Genomic DNA, 19642 nt, shown 5'->3' on the forward strand with positions numbered 1-19642 from the left:
TTATGCTTTTAATTATATTGTTTATAAGTTCTCGACTTCGCACGAACTGAAAAATTGTACTTTAATATCTCACTTAATCAACATTTACAAAAGATTAAAAAAGCCGATATTTCTATCGGCTTAATATTATTTTATGATTGCTGGTGTTACCCATTTAAAAACGTGCGATTCATCTGAAATCTTCATACGCTCGGCTAATCTCGCCATACGGTCTGGTAATTTCATTAGGTAATCTCTTGCTTTTTCGGCTTCGTCTGTTAGGTTGTTAACCTTGTCTATTTCCCAACGTTTAATCAGTTTATTTAAAATATCAACATAATCCATTGCTGTGTAAACACCAATTCTTTGTGCCGATTCTGAGAAATTATGGAATGCGTCGCCAATTGCTCCGCCCGATTCACGAATTAAATTTGCCGGCATGGTAATTTTTTTCTTCATCATGTAATGAAAAGCTTTCATCATTTCCGAAGGATCTACCTGAAAAATACGATCTACAAATTCTGAATATGCATGATGGTGGCGCATTTCATCACCTGCAATTAATTTACATATTTTTGATAACTTATGATCGCCGTTTTTCTTAGCTAACTGCGCTACACGATTATGCGAAACATACGTTGCTAATTCTTGAAAACTTGTAAAAACAAAGTTTTTATAAGGATCGCGGTCCGTTCCCGGATCAAAACCGTCGTTAATTAAATATTGTGTAGTAATTTCTACTTCGCGCATATTAACACGACCAGATAAATATAAATACTTATTTAGTAAATCACCGTGACGGTTTTCTTCACCGGTCCAATGGCGCAACCATTTTGCCCATCCGTTTCCACTACCGTCTTCGCCACCCTTTTGATCAACACCTTCTACATCCATTAACCAAGATTCATAGGTTGGTAAGGCTTCTTCTGTAATGGTATCGCCTACCAAAACCACCCAAAAATCGTAAGGCAATTCTTTAGCATAAGCTTGTAGTTCACGAACTTCTTCAAAAAAGTTTTCGTTCTGTGAATCGGGTAACATATCTGAAGGCTGCCAGATTTTTTCTACGGGAATTAAGTAATTCTCCATAAAAGCATCTACGTTCTTTTCTAAGAACTGCATCACTTCTAATCGAACATTTTGAATTGACATTTTTTAATCTTTTTTTACAACTTGCGTTGTGTTATTTTATAGAAGAAGTTATTGCCTCTTCTGTTTTCTCGAACAAAGTTTTAAAATCGTAATCAGAAACTTTCATAGCATCATGAACTTCTAATGTAACTGCGCTTCCTAATCCCATTGGAAACATTCCAAAACGGAACATTTTCCACGAATTATTTATGGTTAATGGCACTAAATAGGCATCTGGCGCAAATTTACACAGCATTTTTACTCCATTTTCTGAAAAGCGTTTTGGTGCTCCGTTTTTAGATCGTGTTCCTTCAGGAAAAATCACTGCAGAACGGTTGTATTTCTGTATGTATTCGCCCAAACCTTTTATCGCAGGCAATGCTTGTTTTGGATCATTGCGATCTATTAAAACAGAACCACCGTGTTTTAAATTATATGAAACACTTGGTATACCTTTGCCTAGTTCTTTTTTACTTACAAATTTTGGATGTGTTTTACGTAAAAACCATATCATGGAAACAATATCAAACATTGATTGGTGGTTTGATACGTAAATAATTGGTTTGTTTACGGGTAATTTTTCACGACCTTTTACCGTAAACGTTGACCCTAAAACATTGGCACTGCGCATTAAAAACCATTGCAATAGCACAACGCTTCGTGTATGTGCCTGATATCCAAATAAATTCAAGCAAATCCATTGTATTGGATGAAAAATTAGTAAACTTAGGCTTAATAAAATATAATATACAATACTTAACGGATAAGATAAAATTTTGTGCACTTTTTACAATTTATGTTCAAATATACAACAAATAAAAAAATCTACCGATATTCAGTAGATTTTTGTGTATTTTTTAAGCTATAAAATTAACAATGTTCGTTGTAAGCTTCTTTTAAATTTTCTGAAATAATTTCTGCTGGATGCCCTTCGATATGATGACGCTCTAACATATGCACCAATTCTCCGTTTTTAAACAATGCCATTGATGGCGATGACGGAGGAAATGGAAACATTTTTTCACGAGCTACATCAACTGCTTCTTTATTTACACCTGCGAAAACAGTTACAATATTTTCTGGTTTTTTCCCGTTAGTTAAACTCATAATTGCTCCCGGACGTGCGTTTCTTGCTGCACAACCACAAACCGAGTTAACTACTACTAACGTTGTTCCTTCTTTTGATAAAGCGCTTTCAACCTCATCTGCTGTATATAATGCTTCAAAACCTGCCGAAGTTAATTCTTCTTGCATTGGTTTTACTATTTCTTCTGGATACATATCTAATTAATTAAAATTGTTTACAAATTTAATGTTTTTTAGTTACAGTTAAAAGTTTCTAAACTTAAAGAAATGTTATTTGTTTAGAGAGATAAATTCATCTTCAGAAAAAACACTTGAAACATTTTCTAAATATCAATTAAAAACTATTTTTGTTTAAAATTATTATTATGAAAACACCTGCTTATCTAAAAAAAGGAGACACTGTTGCCATGGTCTGTACCGCCCGCAGTTTTTCTAGTGAAGAAGCTGTGCAAGCTGTTGCCCTTTTTGAATCGTGGGGATTGAAGATAGAATTTGGCGCAACAATAGACGTAAACGCAAATCAATTAGGTGGCACAGACGAACAACGCGCTGCAGATTTACAACGCATGATGGACAACCCTAACATTAAAGCTATTTGGATTGCACGTGGCGGTTATGGAACGGTTAGAATTATTGACAAGCTCGATTTTTCTAAATTCATAAAAAATCCAAAATGGGTGATTGGTTTCAGCGATATTACCGTTTTACATAGTCATATTCACAATTTGGGTATTGCAACTTTACATGCCATTATGCCATATTCTGTTCCCAAAGCAATGATCGAAGCTAAAGAAACATTGCGTCAGGCTTTGTTTAATGAAGATTATGAAATAAAAACCCTATCAAATTCAAGCAATAAAATGGGTAGTACAGAAGGTGTATTAATTGGCGGTAATTTATCTATTATTTATAGTTTATTAGGATCGAAATCATCTGTAAATACTCAAAATAAAATTTTGTATTTAGAAGATTTAGATGAATATCTGTATCATATCGACCGAATGCTTTACAACCTGAAACGCAACGGATATTTCGATGATTTAAACGGATTGATTATTGGCGGAATGACCGATATGCACGACAACCAGATTCCGTTTGGGTACAATGTTCAGCAAATTATTTTAGATATTTGTAAAGAATACAATTTCCCGATTTGCTTTGATTTTCCTGCGGGTCATATTCCAGATAATCGCGCTTTAAAGTTAGGAACTAAAGTTTCTTTGCAGGTATCTGATGAATGCACCTTGTTAAAATACATTTAATATGGCAACACATAACGAAACAGGAAAAAAGGGAGAACAATTAGCTAAAGAATTTTTAGAAGCAAACAATTATGTTATTCTAGAAACAAATTACAGGTATAAAAAAGCCGAGATTGACATTATTGCACTTAAAAATAACATTTTAGCTATTATTGAAGTTAAAACACGAACTTCAATAGATTTTGGCGAACCCGAAAGTTTTGTGAACAATAAAAAAATAAAATTAATATTAGAAGCAACCAATGCCTACATAGATAGCAAAGACATTGATTACGAAGTGAGTTTGGATATTATTTCGGTAGTTATTGGAAAAACAAATGAAATTAATCACATTGAAAACGCCTACTATTTCTTTTAAAGTTTTTTTAATAGATCTTTCAAATTCCACACATAAACACCGGGTTGTTTTTCAAAAATTAATTGGGCTATTATAGCACCAAGATTTTCTACTTTTATGGGTTGATACGATTTTAAAATACCAACACTATTTAAAAGCGACAACACTTTTTCGCTTATTCTTTCACCAAATCTATTACTATTCGGGCGGATAAGTAAACTTGGCTGCAACACATCTAATCGTGTAAAATGTAATTCTTTCACAGCGTCTTCTAAAGCACCTTTCATTTTGTTATAAAATATTTTAGAAGTTGCAGTTGCGCCCATAGCTGATAGTAATATAAAATGTGGCACATGGTTTTGTTTTGCAAGCTTAGCAAATTGTAACTGATAATCATGATCAACCACCCATTGTGCTTCTTTGCTACCTGCTTGTTTTAAGGTGGTACCTAAACACGAAATAGCTACATGCGCTTGCATGTGTGATTGATATCCGTTTAACTGATCAAAAGATGTTACTATTTCTTTAAGTTTAACGTGTTTAATATTTGTCGATTTTCTTACAAAAATAATTACCTCATCAACTCGTGAATCGTTTAGTAAATTATGCAATACAAAAATTCCCGTTGCACCTGTTGCGCCTATTAATAACACTTTCATAAATCAAAATTAATTAAAGCAATAATACAACTATTTGAGTTTTTTTGTATCTTGTAAAGAAAAATTATGAATTCTTTTAGAACAGAGACTGATTTGTTGGGAGAATTACAAGTGCCCAAAAATGCATACTATGGTGTACAAACACAACGTGCTATTGCTAACTTTAAAATATCAAATCACAAATTATATCAATACCCAATTTTTATAAAATCTTTAGCAGTGGTAAAATTAGCTGCTGTTGAAACCAATTTTGAATTAGGATTAATCAACGAGCCGTTGAAAGATGCTATTTCCCAAGCTTGTTTGGACATTTTAAAAGATCAATATTTTGAGGAATTTCCTATAGATATGATTCAAGGTGGCGCAGGAACATCGGTAAACATGAATGCCAACGAAGTAATTGCAAACATTGCTTTAGAAAAAATGGGGTATGAAAAAGGAATGTATCAACATTGTTCACCAAACGATCATGTAAACTTATCGCAATCAACAAATGATGCGTATCCTTCTGCTTTAAAACTGGCATTATATCAAATGTCTAAACAAGTTACAGATGCTTTAGAAAAACTTTTTTTTGCTCTAGACCGTAAAGCAAAAGAGTTTGAAAGCGTTATAAAAATGGGGAGAACACAATTGCAAGACGCGGTTCCCATGACTTTAGGACAGGAATTTGAAGCATTTGCTTTTACATTGAAAAAAGAAATTCCCTATTTACAAAATCAAGCTTTTGAATTTTTAGAAGTAAATATGGGTGCAACGGCAATTGGCACAGGATTGAACGCACCTAAAGGGTATGCGCAATTATGTGCAGAAAAATTAGCTACCCTGTTAAACGAACCTGTTAAACTAGCAGAAAATTTAGTAGAAGCAACATCAGACACCAGTAGTTTTGTAGCTTATGCTGGAGCGTTGAAAAAGTTAGCAGTAAAACTATCTAAAATATGTAACGATTTACGTTTATTAGCATCTGGTCCACGCACGGGCTTGTACGAGATTAATTTACCACCCAAACAACCAGGATCGTCTATTATGCCTGGTAAAGTTAATCCAGTAATTCCCGAAGTTGTAAATCAGGTTTGTTTTAAAATAATAGGAAACGAGCTTACCGTAAGTTTAGCTGCCGAAGCCGGACAACTACAACTAAATGTTATGGAACCTATTATTGCCTTAACTTTATTTGATTCTATTGAAATACTTACAAACGCTATTGATACTTTACGAATTGAATGTGTAGATGGAATTACAGCTAACACAGATCATTTAAGAAACGAAGTTTACAACAGCATTGGTATTGTCACCGCTTTAAACCCTATTATTGGCTATAAAAACAGTACCAAAATCGCCAAACAAGCGTTGGAAGAAAACCGTAGCGTATACGATTTAATAATTGAACAGAATATTTTAACAAAAGAACAATTAGACACCTATTTAGATCCTAAAAATATGCTGAGTTCGCATTAAAATATAAACCCCAGAATTTAAAATTCTGGGGTTTTGTTATTAGAAACTATAACCTACTTTAAAATTTATAGAGGTATTTTTCTTTATATGTAGCGTATTAAAAAGATGATCGTAATCAATCTCTATTAAAAAAGATTCATTTAGTCTTACACCTAACCCAGTATTAATTCCTCCTTTGTAATGATCTAGAAAAATAGGATTTAATCTCCAAGACTCAACTGGAGATAGGATTTCGTCTTTAATTGGTATATCTAATGCAAAACCTACTTTTCCATAAAACTTCATGTCTTTTGATGATAAAAAATATTTCTTTGCTCCGAATGAAAAAAGTAACGACTGATAATCTACCTGATGTTGCCAATTTTCCCTTACATAAACTTCCTCATACTCAGCTTTTACTGTACGGTATTTTAAATTGAAGTAAAAACTAGTCGGGTTCATAATGTTATTATTAAGAACATATTCAATCTCTGGCATAACCGTAATATGCTGATGACTTTTGGCTGGTAAATCTTGCAAAAAATTAATCCCCATTGAACTAATAGAATATCCTGCAAAAATATTAAAGAACACTTTTGATTTTTTATTTTCTTTATAGCTTTTGCCATTCAACTTTTTAAAATAATCAACTAAATCTGCGTCATTATATTTTAAGGCATTATAAAATCCCTCGTTATTATTAACCGATTTGTTATTTAAATTTTTTAATTGGTTGGTAAATTCTTTATTTTCATTGATATCATTTGCATTTCCTAAATACCTTTTATACTCTAAAGTAGTTCGTTGGTTATTCGCAGTTTCATAAAAAAAGGTAGCAACACCATTCTCTGAATACTTATAAAGTTTGGTATCTCCATTAACCATTAATTGAACAAAAGCAGTTTTATTTACTAGCTGATATTCTTTTTGTTTTGGCATATTGGCAATATCTAAACGTACGGAAGGATCATACTGAAACGATTTCTTTTCAAAAACAAATGTTCCATATTTAATTAAACTAACCTTGTTGGTTTCTATTGTTTCTTGTTTTCCTTTATTTTTGATGATGAAATGTGAAGGAAAACGATCAAGTGTTATTTCTGAAATTTCTCCTTCTATTTTATTTCCAGATTGATCAATGTAATAACCTAGTTCAAATTTATTTTGAGCAAATAAATTAGTGAACATAAAGATTAGTAATAATGATAAATAATTTTTCATATAGTGTTTATTAAGTTTATTCTTCCTCGTTCAAAGCATTCCAGCCGCGAGCTTTTAATGCCAACTTAGTATTTTCTCTCGTAATTAAATGCATCCCTTCTTTTTCAGCCGTCATGTGCCCGATAATTGATAAATGCGGATTTCCTTTTATTTTTTCGAAATCATTCATTGAAACAGTGAACAGTAATTCGTAATCTTCACCGCCGTTTATGGCAATGGTTGTACTGTCTAAATTAAACTCTTCACAAACGTTTATCAATTGTGGATCTAATGGCAATTTATCTTCATACAAATTACAACCTACGTTTGATGCTTTACAGATGTGCATAATTTCAGAAGAAATTCCGTCTGAAACATCGATCATTGCGGTTGGTTTCACCTCTAATTTCTGCAAAAGCTCTTTAATATCGGTACGAGCTTCAGGTTTTAACTGTCGTTCTATAATGTAAGAATAATCTTCTAAATTAGGTTGATTTTGCGGATTTACCAAAAACACTTGCTTTTCACGTTCTAAAACTTGTAAGCCCATATAAGCCGATCCTATATCGCCCGAAACTACTAACAAATCGTTTTCCTGCGCGCCCGAACGATAGGCAATGTCCTCTTCATTTACCTCTCCTAATGCAGTAACACTAATTAATAATCCGGTAGTGCTAGAAGTTGTGTCGCCTCCAATTAAATCGACTTTATAGAAATCACATGCCAAACGAATACCTTCGTACAATTCTTCAATTGCTTCTAACGGAAATCTGTTTGAAACTGCGATAGAAATTGTTACTTGTGTAGGTGTTGCATTCATTGCACAAATGTCTGAAACATTTACAACCACTGCTTTGTAACCCAAATGTTTCAACGGCATGTAACTTAAATCAAAATGTACACCTTCTACCAATAAATCGGTTGATACGACTGCTTTTTTCGATTTAAAATCTAAAACCGCAGCATCATCCCCTATTGCTTTTATTGTTGATTCTTGCTGAATTGAAAAGTTTTTTGTGATATGATTGATTAAACCGAATTCGCCTAATTGTGCCAACGAGGTTTTGTTTTGATCTTTATTTTCTAACATATTTGTTGTTTTATTTAATTGGTAAAGACGGCAAAAATACCGTCTTTACTAAAATTATTGTTGTGTAGAATCTATTGTTTGTGTGGTTGAATCTTTCAGCATTTGTTCTTCTTGTTGCGTCATTTCATTTTCTGATTCTTGTTGCTGTTTGTAGGCATTTAAATATCGTTGAAAATGTTTTTCGTAAGGTGCAATGCGGTTGTTTAAAGCAGTTACAGTTGCATTGTCATTGTGCATTTTACAATTATCAATGATACGGTAAGCAGTTTCAAACGCAAAAATAATGTCTGATCCATACTCTTGTTGTTCGTTTAACTTCATTCCTTTATAGAATCTTAAATCTTCTTCGGCTTTTGTAAACAATTTCACAGCAATATCGGCTGCTTTTTTATGCTCGCCTAATGTATAATACAAATCTGCAAAAGGTTCAACAGTAAAGTAGTTTCCGTTTCTATCATTCGGAAGGAAAAATTCAATTGGGAAATTTTTCATTGCTAAATCTACTACATTTTTAGCTTTATCCATTTTACCCTCTTCTACTAATTGTTCTGCTAAGCGAGTTAAATTTATGCGGAAACTAACAGCATTTTTACGGGTTTCAGGATCGTGATAAATATTCGGACTTCCAAAATTACCCCAATACCAACTGTTGACTGTTTTATACATTTTTTCTGTATCGATAGATCCAATATAAAGCGGATGCCCATCGTACATACGTTTTGCCTTAACAGGAACCAATTTGTAAACCAATCCGTTTAATTGCAGATAATCTTTCATCCACAAGAAATCTTCATCGGTAATAGATCCGCCTGTAAAATATACTGGTCTGTCCCAATTGTTGTTTGCAATGATATCAAACATAATCACACGCATACGGTACAACGCATTTGCTTTTACATCAATAGGGATTTCAGAAACAACTTCGTCAGCAAATTTTTGAGAAACAATTCCATTTTTAAGAACTTTATCTTTATTTACAGGCAAAATAAATTTATTTGTAGGGATACGTGTAATAAACATACCACTTTCGGTTTCCATTTTGGCTCTAGGATCGTCAGAAGCTATAAATTCCAAAATCGTATTTATATCGAAACGCTCGTCTACAGTTGGTGCCATAGCTGCATAATACAGATTCTCACCCGAATATTGTCTATGATTAAAACGAATTTTTAATGCTTCTGAATCGTACGCTTTTACTTTCATTTGATCGATATACCATTCTGCCTGTAATAAAGTGGTACAAACCACGCGCACATCGGTTCTATAACCTTCCACTTCTTGTAAATACCAAAGCGGGAACGTATCGTTATCACCAATCGTAAAAATAATTGCATTTGGATCTAACGAATCCAAGTAAGCTCTACCCAACGCTAAAGCGGTGTATTTTTCTGAACGGTCGTGATCGTTCCAGTTTTCTTTTGCTAATAATACCGGCGATGCTAAAAACATAACTCCTAAAACCAATGGCAAAGCAACTTTAGCGTTTACTTTGCTCGATACAAATTCGTAAATAGCATACACACCGTAACCTACCCACATAGCAAAAACCATGAATGAACCCACTACCGCATAATCACGCTCGCGAGGTTCGAATGGTCGCTCGTTTAAGAATATTTTTAGGGCAAAACTTGTGAATAAGAACAATGCTAATAACACATAGAATGTTTTAGGATCTTTGCGGTAATGAAACACAAAACCAACCAAACCTAAAATAAACGGCAACATGTAATAAACATTTCTTCCTTTATTGTTCAACATATCGCTGGTTAAATTTTCTTGCGATCCCAAACGAATTTCGTCTAAAAACTTGATACCCGAAATCCAGTTACCGTTCATACGATCGTTATTTCCTTGGATATCATTTTGGCGTCCGGCGAAATTCCATAGTAGATAACGAGTGTACATATATCCAAACTGATAGTTGAACATAAAGCCAATGTTATCTGTAAAGCTAGGCTTTTCTACTTCGATATACTCACCCATTTGTTTAAGGTAGTAATCGTATTCACGCATAGACATTCTGCCAGATTGTGCTTGTGCCTTTAATTGCCCTGCCATTTCCATTACTTCTGGTTCAGAAGCATATTCAGGTTTTATTTTAAAATCAACAGGTTTTGTAAACGCCATGTAATTTGCAGCCATGTCAGGCTCCCACAAACGAGGTAAAAGTCCTTTAAAACGACTTGCATAATTAGGATCTGAATTTTTTCCGTCGTTTATAATGCTGTATTTCCCGGAAGCGTAATCTCTTTCATAATCAACTTTTCCGTCTTTATAAGGCTGTGATGGATCTAGAGCACCACCGTATTTAACCGTGAAAAATGTATCGTAAAACAACGAACGAGATCCATATTGTTTACGGTTGTAGTAATCTAACAATTCAGCCGCATCAGACGGTTTGTTTTCGTTGATTGGAATCTGGGTATTTGCTCGAATTGGCAACATTAACCAACAAGAAAATCCAATAAAAATGAATAATACTGAAAGAATTAATGTGTTTGCAAAATGCTTTTTCTTTTCTCGCGTGTATTTTAATCCGAATACAAAGAAACCAACCAATAATACAAAAGCAATGATGGTTCCTGAATTAAACGGCAAACCAATTGAATTTACAAAGAAAATCTCTGACTTTCCAAAGAAAATCATGGTATATGGAAGTAAAAATCCAAAAACAAACAATAAAACCGCAACTACTGCAATGTTTGCAATAATGAAGTTTTTAACGGTTACTTTTGGATATTTTTTAAAGAAATACAAATATCCAATAGACGGGATTGCCAACAATGCCATAAAATGCACCCCAAATGACATACCTACAACTAAAGCGATTAACAACAACCACTTATTGCCTCGTGGTTCGTCAATAGCATCAATCCAGCGTAAACCAAGCCACAGCAGCAATGCCAACATAAAAGTTGCCATTGCGTACACTTCGGTTTCTACCGCACTAAACCAAAAAGTATCAGAAAAAGTAAAGGTTAACGCACCAATTAAACAGCTTCCTAAAACGGCGATTACAGTATGGTTTGATAGTTTTTCGCTTCCTATTTTAACAACTTTTAGTAGAATATTGGTAGCCGACCAAAACATAAACAACACAGCAAAAGCGCTTGATAGTGCTGAAACCCAGTTTACCATTGCCGCAATTTTATCGGGTGATGTGGCAAACATAGCTGCAAACGCGCCAATCATCTGGAAAAGTGGTGCGCCTGGTGGGTGACCAACTTCTAATTTTGCCGATGTAGCAATGTATTCACCGGCATCCCAAAAACTAACGGTAGGTTCTAAGGTTAAAGTATAAACTGTAAGTGCAATTAAAAATGCAAGCCATCCGGTGATGGTATTCCACTTTTTAAAATTGATTGTCAACATAATAGTTATTTTTGATCTTTTTATGTAAGAACTACAAAGAAAGCGTTTTTTTTTTAATTCGTAAAAAATGCACTTAATATTAATTCTAAGATGCTATTTAAAGCTAAAATGTAATTACAAAACCTTTATTCTAAAACAGAATCTTGCAAAATTTGTTGTTCTTGCTGTTTCATTTGTCTTTCATATTCTAACTGCCGTTGTTTTTGCTGTTCATAAGCATTTAAATAACGTTGAAAATACTTTTCATACGGCGCAATACGCTTGTTTAATGCAGCTACAGTTGCGGTGTCTTTATGCAATTCACAATTATCTATGATACGATATGCTGTTTCAAACGCAAAAATAATATTTGATACATAATCTTGCTGTTCGTTTAGCTTCATTCCTTTATAGAACCTTAAGTCTTCTTCGGCTTTTGTGTATAATTTGGTAGCCATTTCAGCTGCTTTTTTATTATTGCCAACTTTGTAATATAAATCTGCATAAGGTTCGGTAAAAACGTATTTTATCATGTTATTATACGGAATGTAATATTCTATAGGAAAGTTCTCCATTGCCAAATCTATTATCTTTTCTGCCTTTTGCATTTGGCGTTCTTCTATCAACTGTCTTGCCAAGCGTTCTAAATTCATAAGATATAATCGCGATTCGGTTCGTGTTTGTGGATCATGATAAATAGTTGAACTACCAAAGTTACCCCAATACCAATTCGTTACAATTTTATACATTTTATCGGTATCAATAGTTCCAATATCATAAGGATTACCATTGGTTTTTACCTCAGCCTTTACTGGAACTAATTTATAAACCAAGCCATTTAGTTGCAAATAATCTTTCATCCATAAAAAGGTTTCATCGCTAAAATCTCCTACAGAAAAATATATGGGACGCTCCCAATTGTTACTTGCAATAATATCATACATTATAATATGCTTTCTTGATAGTTGATTGGTTTTAACATCGATTGGTATTTCGGGCACAACATCATTTGCAAATTTTTGAGATACCGTTCCATTTTTTAAGACTTTTTCTTTATCGACTGGCAAACTGAATTTATTTGTTGGAATTCGAACAACTTTAGTTTGATTATTTATTTCGATTTTCGTTTCTGGACGATCACTCGCAATAAAATTCATAATGGTATCCAATTCAAAACGCTCGTTTATTGAAGATGTTACAATTGCACCTGTTAACTTATTGCCTGTATATTGTTTGTGATCAAAACGAATCTTCAATGCTTCAGATTCATAAGTCTTTACTTTCATTTGATCTACATACCATTCGGCATCTAACAACGTGGTACAAACAACGCGTACATCGGTTCTATAACCTTCTACTTCTTGAAGATACCAAAGTGGGAACGAATCATCGGCAATTGTAAAAATAATTGCATTTTTTTCTAACGAATCTAAATACGATCGACCTACTGCTAACGCCGTATATTTTTCGGAACGATCGTGATCGTCCCAATTCTCTTTTGCCATTAACACTGGCGATGCTAAAAACGTCACGCCTAAAACCAATGGCAAGGCAATTTTTGAACTTAATTTGCTCGATACAAATTCATAAATTGCATACACACCGTAACCAACCCACATAGCAAAAACCATAAACGAACCAACTACTGCATAATCGCGCTCGCGAGGCTCGAACGGACGTTCGTTTAAGAATATTTTTAATGCAAAACTTGTAAATAAGAACAATGCTAATAACACGTAAAACGTTTTTGGATCTTTTCGATAATGAAACACGAAACCAACCAAACCTAAAATAAACGGTAACATGTAATAAACATTTCGCCCTTTATTATTCAACATATCGCTGGTTAAATTTTCTTGCGATCCCAATCGAATTTCGTCTAAAAACTTGATGCCCGAAATCCAATTACCTTCCATATTATCGTTATTTCCCTGAATATCGTTTTGGCGACCTGCAAAATTCCATAGTAGATAACGAGTGTACATGTATCCGAACTGATAATTGAACATAAACTTTACATTATCAGCAAAACTTGGATTTACAATTTCAATTTCACCTCTCATTTCCGATAGATAATAATTGTATTCTCTCAACGAAATTTGCCCTGTTCGCACACCTGCCTTTAACTGATTTGCCATTTCTACTATGTCAGGGTCAGTAGCATATTCAGGGTTAAGTTTAAAATCTACTGGCTTTGTATACTCCATATAATTTACAGGATGCGAACCATCTGTACTCCACATTCTTGGCAAAAAACCTTTTAATTTTTTGGAATAATTGTTTTCAGCATTTTTTCCGTCATCAATAATGCTGTATTTTCCTGAAAAATAATCTCGTTCATAATTAACCTTACCATCTTTATAAGGTTCTAAAGGATCTAAAATCGGGTTGTATTTTACCGTGAAAAATGTATCATAAAACAACGATCTAGATCCATATTGTTCGCGGTTGTAATAGTCTAACAATTCGGCAGCATCAGACGGTTTGTTTTCGTTGATTGGAATTTGGGTATTTGCACGAATTGGCAACATTAACCAACAAGAAAAACCAATAAAAATAAATAATAGCGAAAGAATTAGTGTATTGGCAAAATATTTTTGTTTTTCGCGCGTGTATTTTAATCCGAAAACAAAGAAAGAAACCAGCAATACAAAAGCAATAATGGTTCCTGAATTAAACGGTAAGCCAACTGAATTGACAAAGAAAATTTCTGATTTCCCGAAGAAAATCATAGTGTACGGCATTAGAAATCCAAAAACGATTAACAACACACCGACTACAAATACGTTAGCAATAATGAAATTTTTAACGGTAACTTTTGGATATTTTTTAAAATAATACAAATAACCAATAGACGGAATTGCCAAAAGTGCCATAAAATGCACCCCGAAAGACATACCTACAACTAAGGCTATCAATAACAACCATTTGTTTCCGCGCGGTTCATCAATCGCATCAATCCAGCGTAAACCAAGCCACAGCAATAAAGCCAACATAAAAGTTGCCATTGCATAAACTTCGGTTTCTACAGCGCTGAACCAAAAAGTATCAGAAAAAGTAAAAGTTAACGCACCAATTAAACAGCTTCCTAAAACGGCGATTACAGTACGGTTTGATAGTTTTTCGGTTCCTATTTTAACAACTTTCATTAAAATATTGGTAGCCGACCAAAACATGAACAACACAGCAAAAGCGCTTGATAGTGCTGAAACCCAGTTTACCATTGCCGCAATTTTATCGGGCGATGTAGCAAACATAGCTGCAAACGCACCCAACATTTGAAAAAGTGGCGCTCCTGGTGGGTGACCTACTTCTAACTTTGCCGATGTAGCAATGTATTCACCTGCATCCCAAAAACTAACGGTAGGTTCTAAGGTTAAAGTATAAACTGTAAGTGCAATTAAAAATGCAAGCCATCCGGTGATGGTATTCCACTTTTTAAAATTGATTGTCAACATAATAGCTATTTTTGATCTTTTTATGTAAGAACTACAAAGAAAGTATTTTCTTTGTACCAATATACTTTTTTATATTTTTTTTAAAATTATCACATGAAATTCTTGCGATATTACTTTTTTATACTACATTTGCACTCGCAATATTTAAGCAATTGTGTTTAATTCTTTGCAAGTTTTATTGGTCCATGGTGTAATGGTAACACTACTGTTTTTGGTGCAGTCATTCAAGGTTCGAGTCCTTGTGGACCAACAAATAAAACTAAACAAAATAAGCTAATATTGGTCCATGGTGTAATGGTAACACTACTGTTTTTGGTGCAGTCATTCAAGGTTCGAGTCCTTGTGGACCAACAAAAAGCTTATTAAAAAACAAACCAATTGGTCCATGGTGTAATGGTAACACTACTGTTTTTGGTGCAGTCATTCAAGGTTCGAGTCCTTGTGGACCAACAAAACATTCTTTCGGGAATGTTTTTTTTGCTTTAAACTTAAGCTTTTTAACATTTATTTTACACCTTGTTTAAACCATTTTAAAAAAGTTTAAATTAAATTTGCGACCTAAATGTTAAAGATATTCAACATATCGACTTTAATTTTATTTGTGTGCTTTCTTTTTGCACCTACAATAACTTATGCGTTGAATAAAGATGTAGAAACACATACTTTAATTTTAAACGAAGAAGAAGAAACACACACTAAAACAAAATCAAAAACAAATAATAACAATATAAACGAAGAGGAAGAAAATGAAGTTCAATATCATTTTTCAAACCATTTAAAATATTCATCTTCTAAAAAAAATTTAGCAAACCGTAACCTCAACTCTTTAAAGCACACAATTAAAGACGATCTGGTTTTTAAAATTCCCCTACCGCCTCCCGAACAACTTCTATAATTATTAGTACTTGCAGCGTTTTTTTTTAAATCGCTCGCATTCACACGTTTATTAATTATAGATTATTTTATGAAAAAAAATATTAAGGCAGAGTTGTCTCATAACTTTGCGTCTGGTTTGGTAGTGTTTTTAGTTGCGCTACCGTTATGTTTGGGTATTGCTTTAGCATCGGGTGCACCACCATTATCTGGAATTATTGCAGGTGTTATTGGCGGAATTGTGGTTGGTACGTTAAGCAATTCCAATATTTCTGTATCTGGACCAGCAGCTGGCTTAACAGCAATAGTTTTAACCGCCATTACCGAGTTGGGCGCGTTTGAACTTTTTTTATGTGCCGGATTAATTGCCGGAATTTTACAGTTGGTCTTAGGATTTATCCGTGCAGGAAGCATATCTAACTACTTCCCTAACAATGTCATTGAAGGAATGCTTGCTGGTATTGGTATTATCATTGTTTTAAAACAAATTCCACACGCATTAGGTTTTGACACTGATAACATTAGTAGTGAAACTTTATTTGAAAACGGCATTAACCTAAACTACTTTAACGAGGTTTTTGAAGCGATACATCCAGGCGCTGTTTTGGTAACAGTTGTTTCAATCGCTATTTTATTAACATGGGAGAAGGTTCCTGCTTTAAGAAAACTAAAAATGCTACCGGGTGCATTAGTAGCCGTAATTGCTGGTATTTTACTTAACCAATTATTTATTGCTACCGGAAGTTCTCTTGCTATAAACATTAATCATTTAGTTACACTTCCTGTACCTACAAGTGCAGAAGATTTTAAAAACCTTATCACTTTACCAAGCTTAAGCGGCTTTACCAATCCACAAGTTTGGATTGTAGGCGCAACTATTGCCATTGTAGCATCAATTGAAACACTGCTTTGTATTGAAGCTTCGGACCGATTAGATAAAAAACGTAGAATTACCGACACTAACTTAGAATTAAAAGCCCAAGGAATTGGTAATTTATTTAGTTCTTTAATTGGTGGTTTACCAATGACATCGGTTGTAGTTCGTAGTTCTGCAAATGCAAATGCAGGTGCAACATCAAAATCATCGGCAATTATACATGGCGTTTTATTATTGGTTTGTGTATTGTCTATTCCGTTTATTTTAAACTTAATTCCATTAGCAACCCTAGCTGCTGTATTACTTTTAGTAGGATACAAATTAGCTAAACCTGCTACTTTTAAACATTTTTGGCACAATGGTAAATACCAATTCATACCGTTTGTAGCAACTGTTTTAGCTGTTGTTTTTACCGATCTATTAAAAGGTGTAGGTATTGGTTTAGCAATTTCTGTTTTCTATATTTTACAAGGAAACATGAAACGTGCATACTACTTAAGTAAAGAACAGTTAAATGAAACCGACGATTTTACCATAAAACTTGCCGAAGAAGTTTCGTTCCTTAACAAAGCCGCCATTAAAAAAACACTAAAAAATGTGAAACCTGGATCTAAAGTTACAATTGATGCTAAAACAACATCATATATCACAACAGATGTTTTAGAATTGATCCAAGATTTTGCCAATGTACGCGCAAAAGAAGAAAACATTAACGTGGAACTCATTGGTTTTAAAACTTCGTACAGAGATTATGAAGAAGATGAGGAATCACACATTATTATAACCCACCGTAGAGCAATGTAAAATTTAATTTAAAAATAATATGAAAGCACATACATCAGAAACACAAGCTACAATAACTCCAGAAAAAGCATTAGAAATATTAAAAGAAGGAAATCAAAGATTTGTAAAAAACCTTAAAGCAAATCGTGATTTATTAGCTCAAGTAAACGACACACGCGCTGGGCAATGGCCTTTTGCGGTTGTATTAAGCTGTATAGATAGCCGCACATCTGCAGAATTAATTTTTGATCAAGGTTTAGGTGATATTTTTAGTGTTAGAATTGCCGGAAACTTTGTAAACCAAGATATTTTAGGATCTATGGAATTTGGTTGCAATGTAGCGGGCTCTAAACTAGTTGTGGTATTAGGACATACGAAATGCGGTGCTTTAAAAGGCGGCTTAGACGCAGCAGCTATTGAAGGTCTTGGAATGGACAACCTAAATCATTTAGTTGGTCATTTTGATCCGATCATTAAAAATATCATTAAAGATGACGAAGAACGATCTTCTAAAAACAGTGATTTATTAGAACGCTTAAACCATGAAAACGTTTTAAATTCTATTGAACACATAAGAAAAGAAAGTTCTACTTTAAGCAAAATGGAACAAGAAGGAAAAATTAAAATCATTGGCGCCAACTATGATGTTGAAACTGGTGTCGTTAATTTCTTATAAAAAAAACAATATCAAAATTGTATTCAAACAAAAAAATCGGCAAAATAACTCTTGCCGATTTTTTTTAATATAATATAAATTAAACCTACAAAGATTATTGTAATTTTGAAAAATAATTATAAACATATAGCTATGTGCAGCGAGTTAGAACTAAGCTTCAATAAAATTATTGACGGAAATAAAGAATGGATGGAGTTTGTAAAAAACGACACCTCTCAAAGATTTCAACAACTAGCGAAAGGTCAAAATCCGGAAATTTTATGGATTGGTTGCGCGGATAGTCGCGTTCCTGCAAATGAGATTACAGGCACAAAACCAGGCGAAGTTTTTGTTCATAGAAACATTGCAAACGTTTGTGTACATTCAGACATGAACATGCTTTCGGTACTAGATTATGCCGTAAATGTTTTAAAAGTTAAACACATCATAGTTGCAGGGCATTACGGTTGTGGTGGTGTGGCTGCATCGTTAAGCCGAAATCAGTTTGGAATTATAGACAACTGGCTATGCCATATTAAAGACGTTTACCGCTTACACGCTAAAGAAATTGACAATATTCAAGACCAAGAAGAAAAAACCAACCGCTTGGTTGAATTAAATGTAGAAGAGCAAGTTTTTAATTTATGTACTACCTCTATTGTTCAAAATGCATGGAAAAACGATCAACCATTAGCGGTTCACGGCATGGTTATTAATATTGGTTCGGGCGAATTAATCAACCAAAACTGTACATTTACAAGCAACGAAAGTTTAGGTAAAGTATTTGCTTACAAATAAAACAAAATCCAGCATTAAGCTGGATTCGTTTTATTTTAAATGCACCTGCATTAACTTGGTTACATATTTCCCTATCACATCAAATTCAAGATTTACTTCGGTTCCAACTTTATAGGTTTTAAAAAGTGTATGCTCTAATGTATACGGAATTATCGCTACGCTAAAAGTATTAATTCCCGAATTTACAACCGTTAAACTCGTTCCGTCAACCGTAATCGATCCTTTATCAATAGTTACATGTTTTGATTTTGTACTGTATTCAAAACTAAAATACGTGCTTCCGCCAACTTCATCAACTTTTGTAATAACAGCCGTTTCATCAACATGCCCTTGCACAATATGTCCGTCTAACCGATCGTTCAAAGGCATTCCGCGTTCTAAGTTTACAATATCGCCCACCTTCCATAAGCCAATGGTAGTAACATCAATGGTTTCTTTTATGGCTGTAACTTTGTACAAATCGTCATTAATTTCAACCACCGTTAAACATACGCCGTTGTGCGCCACACTTTGATCGATCTTTAACATTGCGGTAAACGAACTTTCTATAAAAAGGTGCACGTTTGTTTGATCGTGCTCTATTTTTCGTATAACTCCAAGAGTTTCAACAATACCAGTAAACATAAGTAGAATAATTTTACTAAATTTGTAACAAAATTAGCA

General features: G+C 33.7%; 16 protein-coding genes and 3 tRNA genes. 10 read left to right on the forward strand and 9 right to left on the reverse strand.

Going from position 1 to position 19642, the window contains the following annotated elements:
- Positions 1-126: 126 nt before the first annotated feature.
- From EG242_RS01690 to EG242_RS01700, 3 genes are all read right to left on the reverse strand, one after another.
- A complete protein-coding gene (locus EG242_RS01690) occupies positions 127-1131 on the reverse strand; it encodes an acyl-ACP desaturase (protein ID WP_124898185.1) in 1005 nt (334 codons plus the stop codon).
- Between the two features lie 31 nt (positions 1132-1162).
- Positions 1163-1894, reverse strand: a complete 732-nt coding sequence (locus tag EG242_RS01695; RefSeq protein ID WP_124898186.1) for a lysophospholipid acyltransferase family protein — start codon at positions 1892-1894, stop codon at positions 1163-1165.
- Positions 1895-1980: 86 nt separating this feature from the next.
- A complete protein-coding gene (locus tag EG242_RS01700; RefSeq protein ID WP_124898187.1) occupies positions 1981-2391 on the reverse strand; it encodes a BrxA/BrxB family bacilliredoxin in 411 nt (136 codons plus the stop codon).
- A 170-nt stretch (positions 2392-2561) separates the two neighbouring features.
- Between EG242_RS01700 and EG242_RS01705 the strand changes: the two genes are divergently transcribed.
- Both EG242_RS01705 and EG242_RS01710 read left to right on the forward strand, forming a co-directional pair.
- Positions 2562-3458, forward strand: a complete 897-nt coding sequence (locus EG242_RS01705; RefSeq protein ID WP_124898188.1) for a S66 peptidase family protein — start codon at positions 2562-2564, stop codon at positions 3456-3458.
- A 1-nt stretch (position 3459) separates the two neighbouring features.
- Positions 3460-3816: a YraN family protein gene (locus EG242_RS01710; RefSeq protein ID WP_124898189.1), complete on the forward strand. Its 357-nt coding sequence runs from the start codon at positions 3460-3462 to the stop codon at positions 3814-3816.
- Here the strand turns inward: EG242_RS01710 and EG242_RS01715 are convergent.
- Positions 3813-4454 (reverse strand): NAD(P)H-binding protein, encoded by a 642-nt coding sequence (locus tag EG242_RS01715; RefSeq protein WP_124898190.1) that lies wholly within the window; start codon positions 4452-4454, stop codon positions 3813-3815. The two genes, EG242_RS01710 and EG242_RS01715, sit on opposite strands and share 4 nt — an antisense overlap.
- Positions 4455-4520: 66 nt before the next feature.
- On the opposite strand from EG242_RS01715, the gene aspA reads away from it, so the two are divergent.
- The gene (gene aspA / locus EG242_RS01720; RefSeq protein WP_124898191.1) at positions 4521-5915 is read left to right on the forward strand and encodes an aspartate ammonia-lyase; all 1395 of its coding nucleotides are present in this window, start codon (positions 4521-4523) and stop codon (positions 5913-5915) included.
- 39 nt (positions 5916-5954) lie between these two features.
- Here the strand turns inward: aspA and EG242_RS01725 are convergent, their stop codons facing one another.
- The 4 genes from EG242_RS01725 to EG242_RS01740 all read right to left on the reverse strand — a co-directional run bounded on the left by EG242_RS01725 (position 5955) and on the right by EG242_RS01740 (position 14993).
- Positions 5955-7115 (reverse strand): hypothetical protein, encoded by a 1161-nt coding sequence (locus tag EG242_RS01725; protein ID WP_124898192.1) that lies wholly within the window; start codon positions 7113-7115, stop codon positions 5955-5957.
- Between the two features lie 16 nt (positions 7116-7131).
- The gene (gene thiL / locus EG242_RS01730; protein ID WP_124898193.1) at positions 7132-8184 is read right to left on the reverse strand and encodes a thiamine-phosphate kinase; all 1053 of its coding nucleotides are present in this window, start codon (positions 8182-8184) and stop codon (positions 7132-7134) included.
- Between the two features lie 54 nt (positions 8185-8238).
- A complete protein-coding gene (locus EG242_RS01735; RefSeq protein ID WP_124898194.1) occupies positions 8239-11556 on the reverse strand; it encodes a DUF2723 domain-containing protein in 3318 nt (1105 codons plus the stop codon).
- A gap of 125 nt (positions 11557-11681) precedes the next feature.
- Positions 11682-14993: a DUF2723 domain-containing protein gene (locus EG242_RS01740; protein WP_124898195.1), complete on the reverse strand. Its 3312-nt coding sequence runs from the start codon at positions 14991-14993 to the stop codon at positions 11682-11684.
- A gap of 179 nt (positions 14994-15172) precedes the next feature.
- On the opposite strand from EG242_RS01740, the gene EG242_RS01745 reads away from it, so the two are divergent.
- The 7 genes from EG242_RS01745 to EG242_RS01775 all read left to right on the forward strand — a co-directional run bounded on the left by EG242_RS01745 (position 15173) and on the right by EG242_RS01775 (position 18979).
- Positions 15173-15243 (forward strand) — tRNA-Gln (locus EG242_RS01745).
- 30 nt (positions 15244-15273) lie between these two features.
- Positions 15274-15344 (forward strand) — tRNA-Gln (locus EG242_RS01750).
- A 28-nt stretch (positions 15345-15372) separates the two neighbouring features.
- Positions 15373-15443, forward strand: a tRNA-Gln gene (locus EG242_RS01755).
- Between the two features lie 112 nt (positions 15444-15555).
- On the forward strand, positions 15556-15888 hold the full coding sequence (locus EG242_RS01760) for a hypothetical protein (protein WP_124898196.1): 333 nt from the start codon (positions 15556-15558) through the stop codon (positions 15886-15888).
- Positions 15889-15957: 69 nt separating this feature from the next.
- On the forward strand, positions 15958-17547 hold the full coding sequence (locus tag EG242_RS01765; protein WP_124898197.1) for a SulP family inorganic anion transporter: 1590 nt from the start codon (positions 15958-15960) through the stop codon (positions 17545-17547).
- 19 nt (positions 17548-17566) lie between these two features.
- Complete coding sequence (locus EG242_RS01770) at positions 17567-18202, forward strand: carbonic anhydrase family protein (protein ID WP_124898198.1); 636 nt, start codon at positions 17567-17569, stop codon at positions 18200-18202.
- Positions 18203-18334: 132 nt separating this feature from the next.
- Complete coding sequence (locus EG242_RS01775; protein ID WP_124898199.1) at positions 18335-18979, forward strand: carbonic anhydrase; 645 nt, start codon at positions 18335-18337, stop codon at positions 18977-18979.
- Positions 18980-19009: 30 nt separating this feature from the next.
- Here EG242_RS01775 and EG242_RS01780 read toward each other — a convergent pair whose 3' ends face one another.
- Entirely contained in the window at positions 19010-19603 is a 594-nt protein-coding gene (locus tag EG242_RS01780; protein ID WP_124898200.1) for a riboflavin synthase, read from the reverse strand.
- Positions 19604-19642: the final 39 nt, after the last annotated feature.

The organism is Paenimyroides viscosum (assembly GCF_003858535.1).
Lineage (GTDB): Bacteria > Bacteroidota > Bacteroidia > Flavobacteriales > Flavobacteriaceae > Flavobacterium > Flavobacterium viscosum.

Coding starts and splice junctions, on each gene's coding strand:
- EG242_RS01710 (WP_124898189.1), top strand. CDS start 3,460: ATGGCAACACATAACGAAACAGGAAAAAAGGGAGAACAATTAGCTAAA.
- EG242_RS01715 (WP_124898190.1), bottom strand. CDS start 4,454: ATGAAAGTGTTATTAATAGGCGCAACAGGTGCAACGGGAATTTTTGTA.
- EG242_RS01740 (WP_124898195.1), bottom strand. CDS start 14,993: ATGTTGACAATCAATTTTAAAAAGTGGAATACCATCACCGGATGGCTT.
- EG242_RS01725 (WP_124898192.1), bottom strand. CDS start 7,115: ATGAAAAATTATTTATCATTATTACTAATCTTTATGTTCACTAATTTA.
- thiL (WP_124898193.1), bottom strand. CDS start 8,184: ATGTTAGAAAATAAAGATCAAAACAAAACCTCGTTGGCACAATTAGGC.
- EG242_RS01735 (WP_124898194.1), bottom strand. CDS start 11,556: ATGTTGACAATCAATTTTAAAAAGTGGAATACCATCACCGGATGGCTT.
- EG242_RS01775 (WP_124898199.1), top strand. CDS start 18,335: ATGTGCAGCGAGTTAGAACTAAGCTTCAATAAAATTATTGACGGAAAT.
- EG242_RS01760 (WP_124898196.1), top strand. CDS start 15,556: ATGTTAAAGATATTCAACATATCGACTTTAATTTTATTTGTGTGCTTT.
- aspA (WP_124898191.1), top strand. CDS start 4,521: ATGAATTCTTTTAGAACAGAGACTGATTTGTTGGGAGAATTACAAGTG.
- EG242_RS01690 (WP_124898185.1), bottom strand. CDS start 1,131: ATGTCAATTCAAAATGTTCGATTAGAAGTGATGCAGTTCTTAGAAAAG.
- EG242_RS01700 (WP_124898187.1), bottom strand. CDS start 2,391: ATGTATCCAGAAGAAATAGTAAAACCAATGCAAGAAGAATTAACTTCG.
- EG242_RS01765 (WP_124898197.1), top strand. CDS start 15,958: ATGAAAAAAAATATTAAGGCAGAGTTGTCTCATAACTTTGCGTCTGGT.
- EG242_RS01770 (WP_124898198.1), top strand. CDS start 17,567: ATGAAAGCACATACATCAGAAACACAAGCTACAATAACTCCAGAAAAA.
- EG242_RS01705 (WP_124898188.1), top strand. CDS start 2,562: ATGAAAACACCTGCTTATCTAAAAAAAGGAGACACTGTTGCCATGGTC.
- EG242_RS01780 (WP_124898200.1), bottom strand. CDS start 19,603: ATGTTTACTGGTATTGTTGAAACTCTTGGAGTTATACGAAAAATAGAG.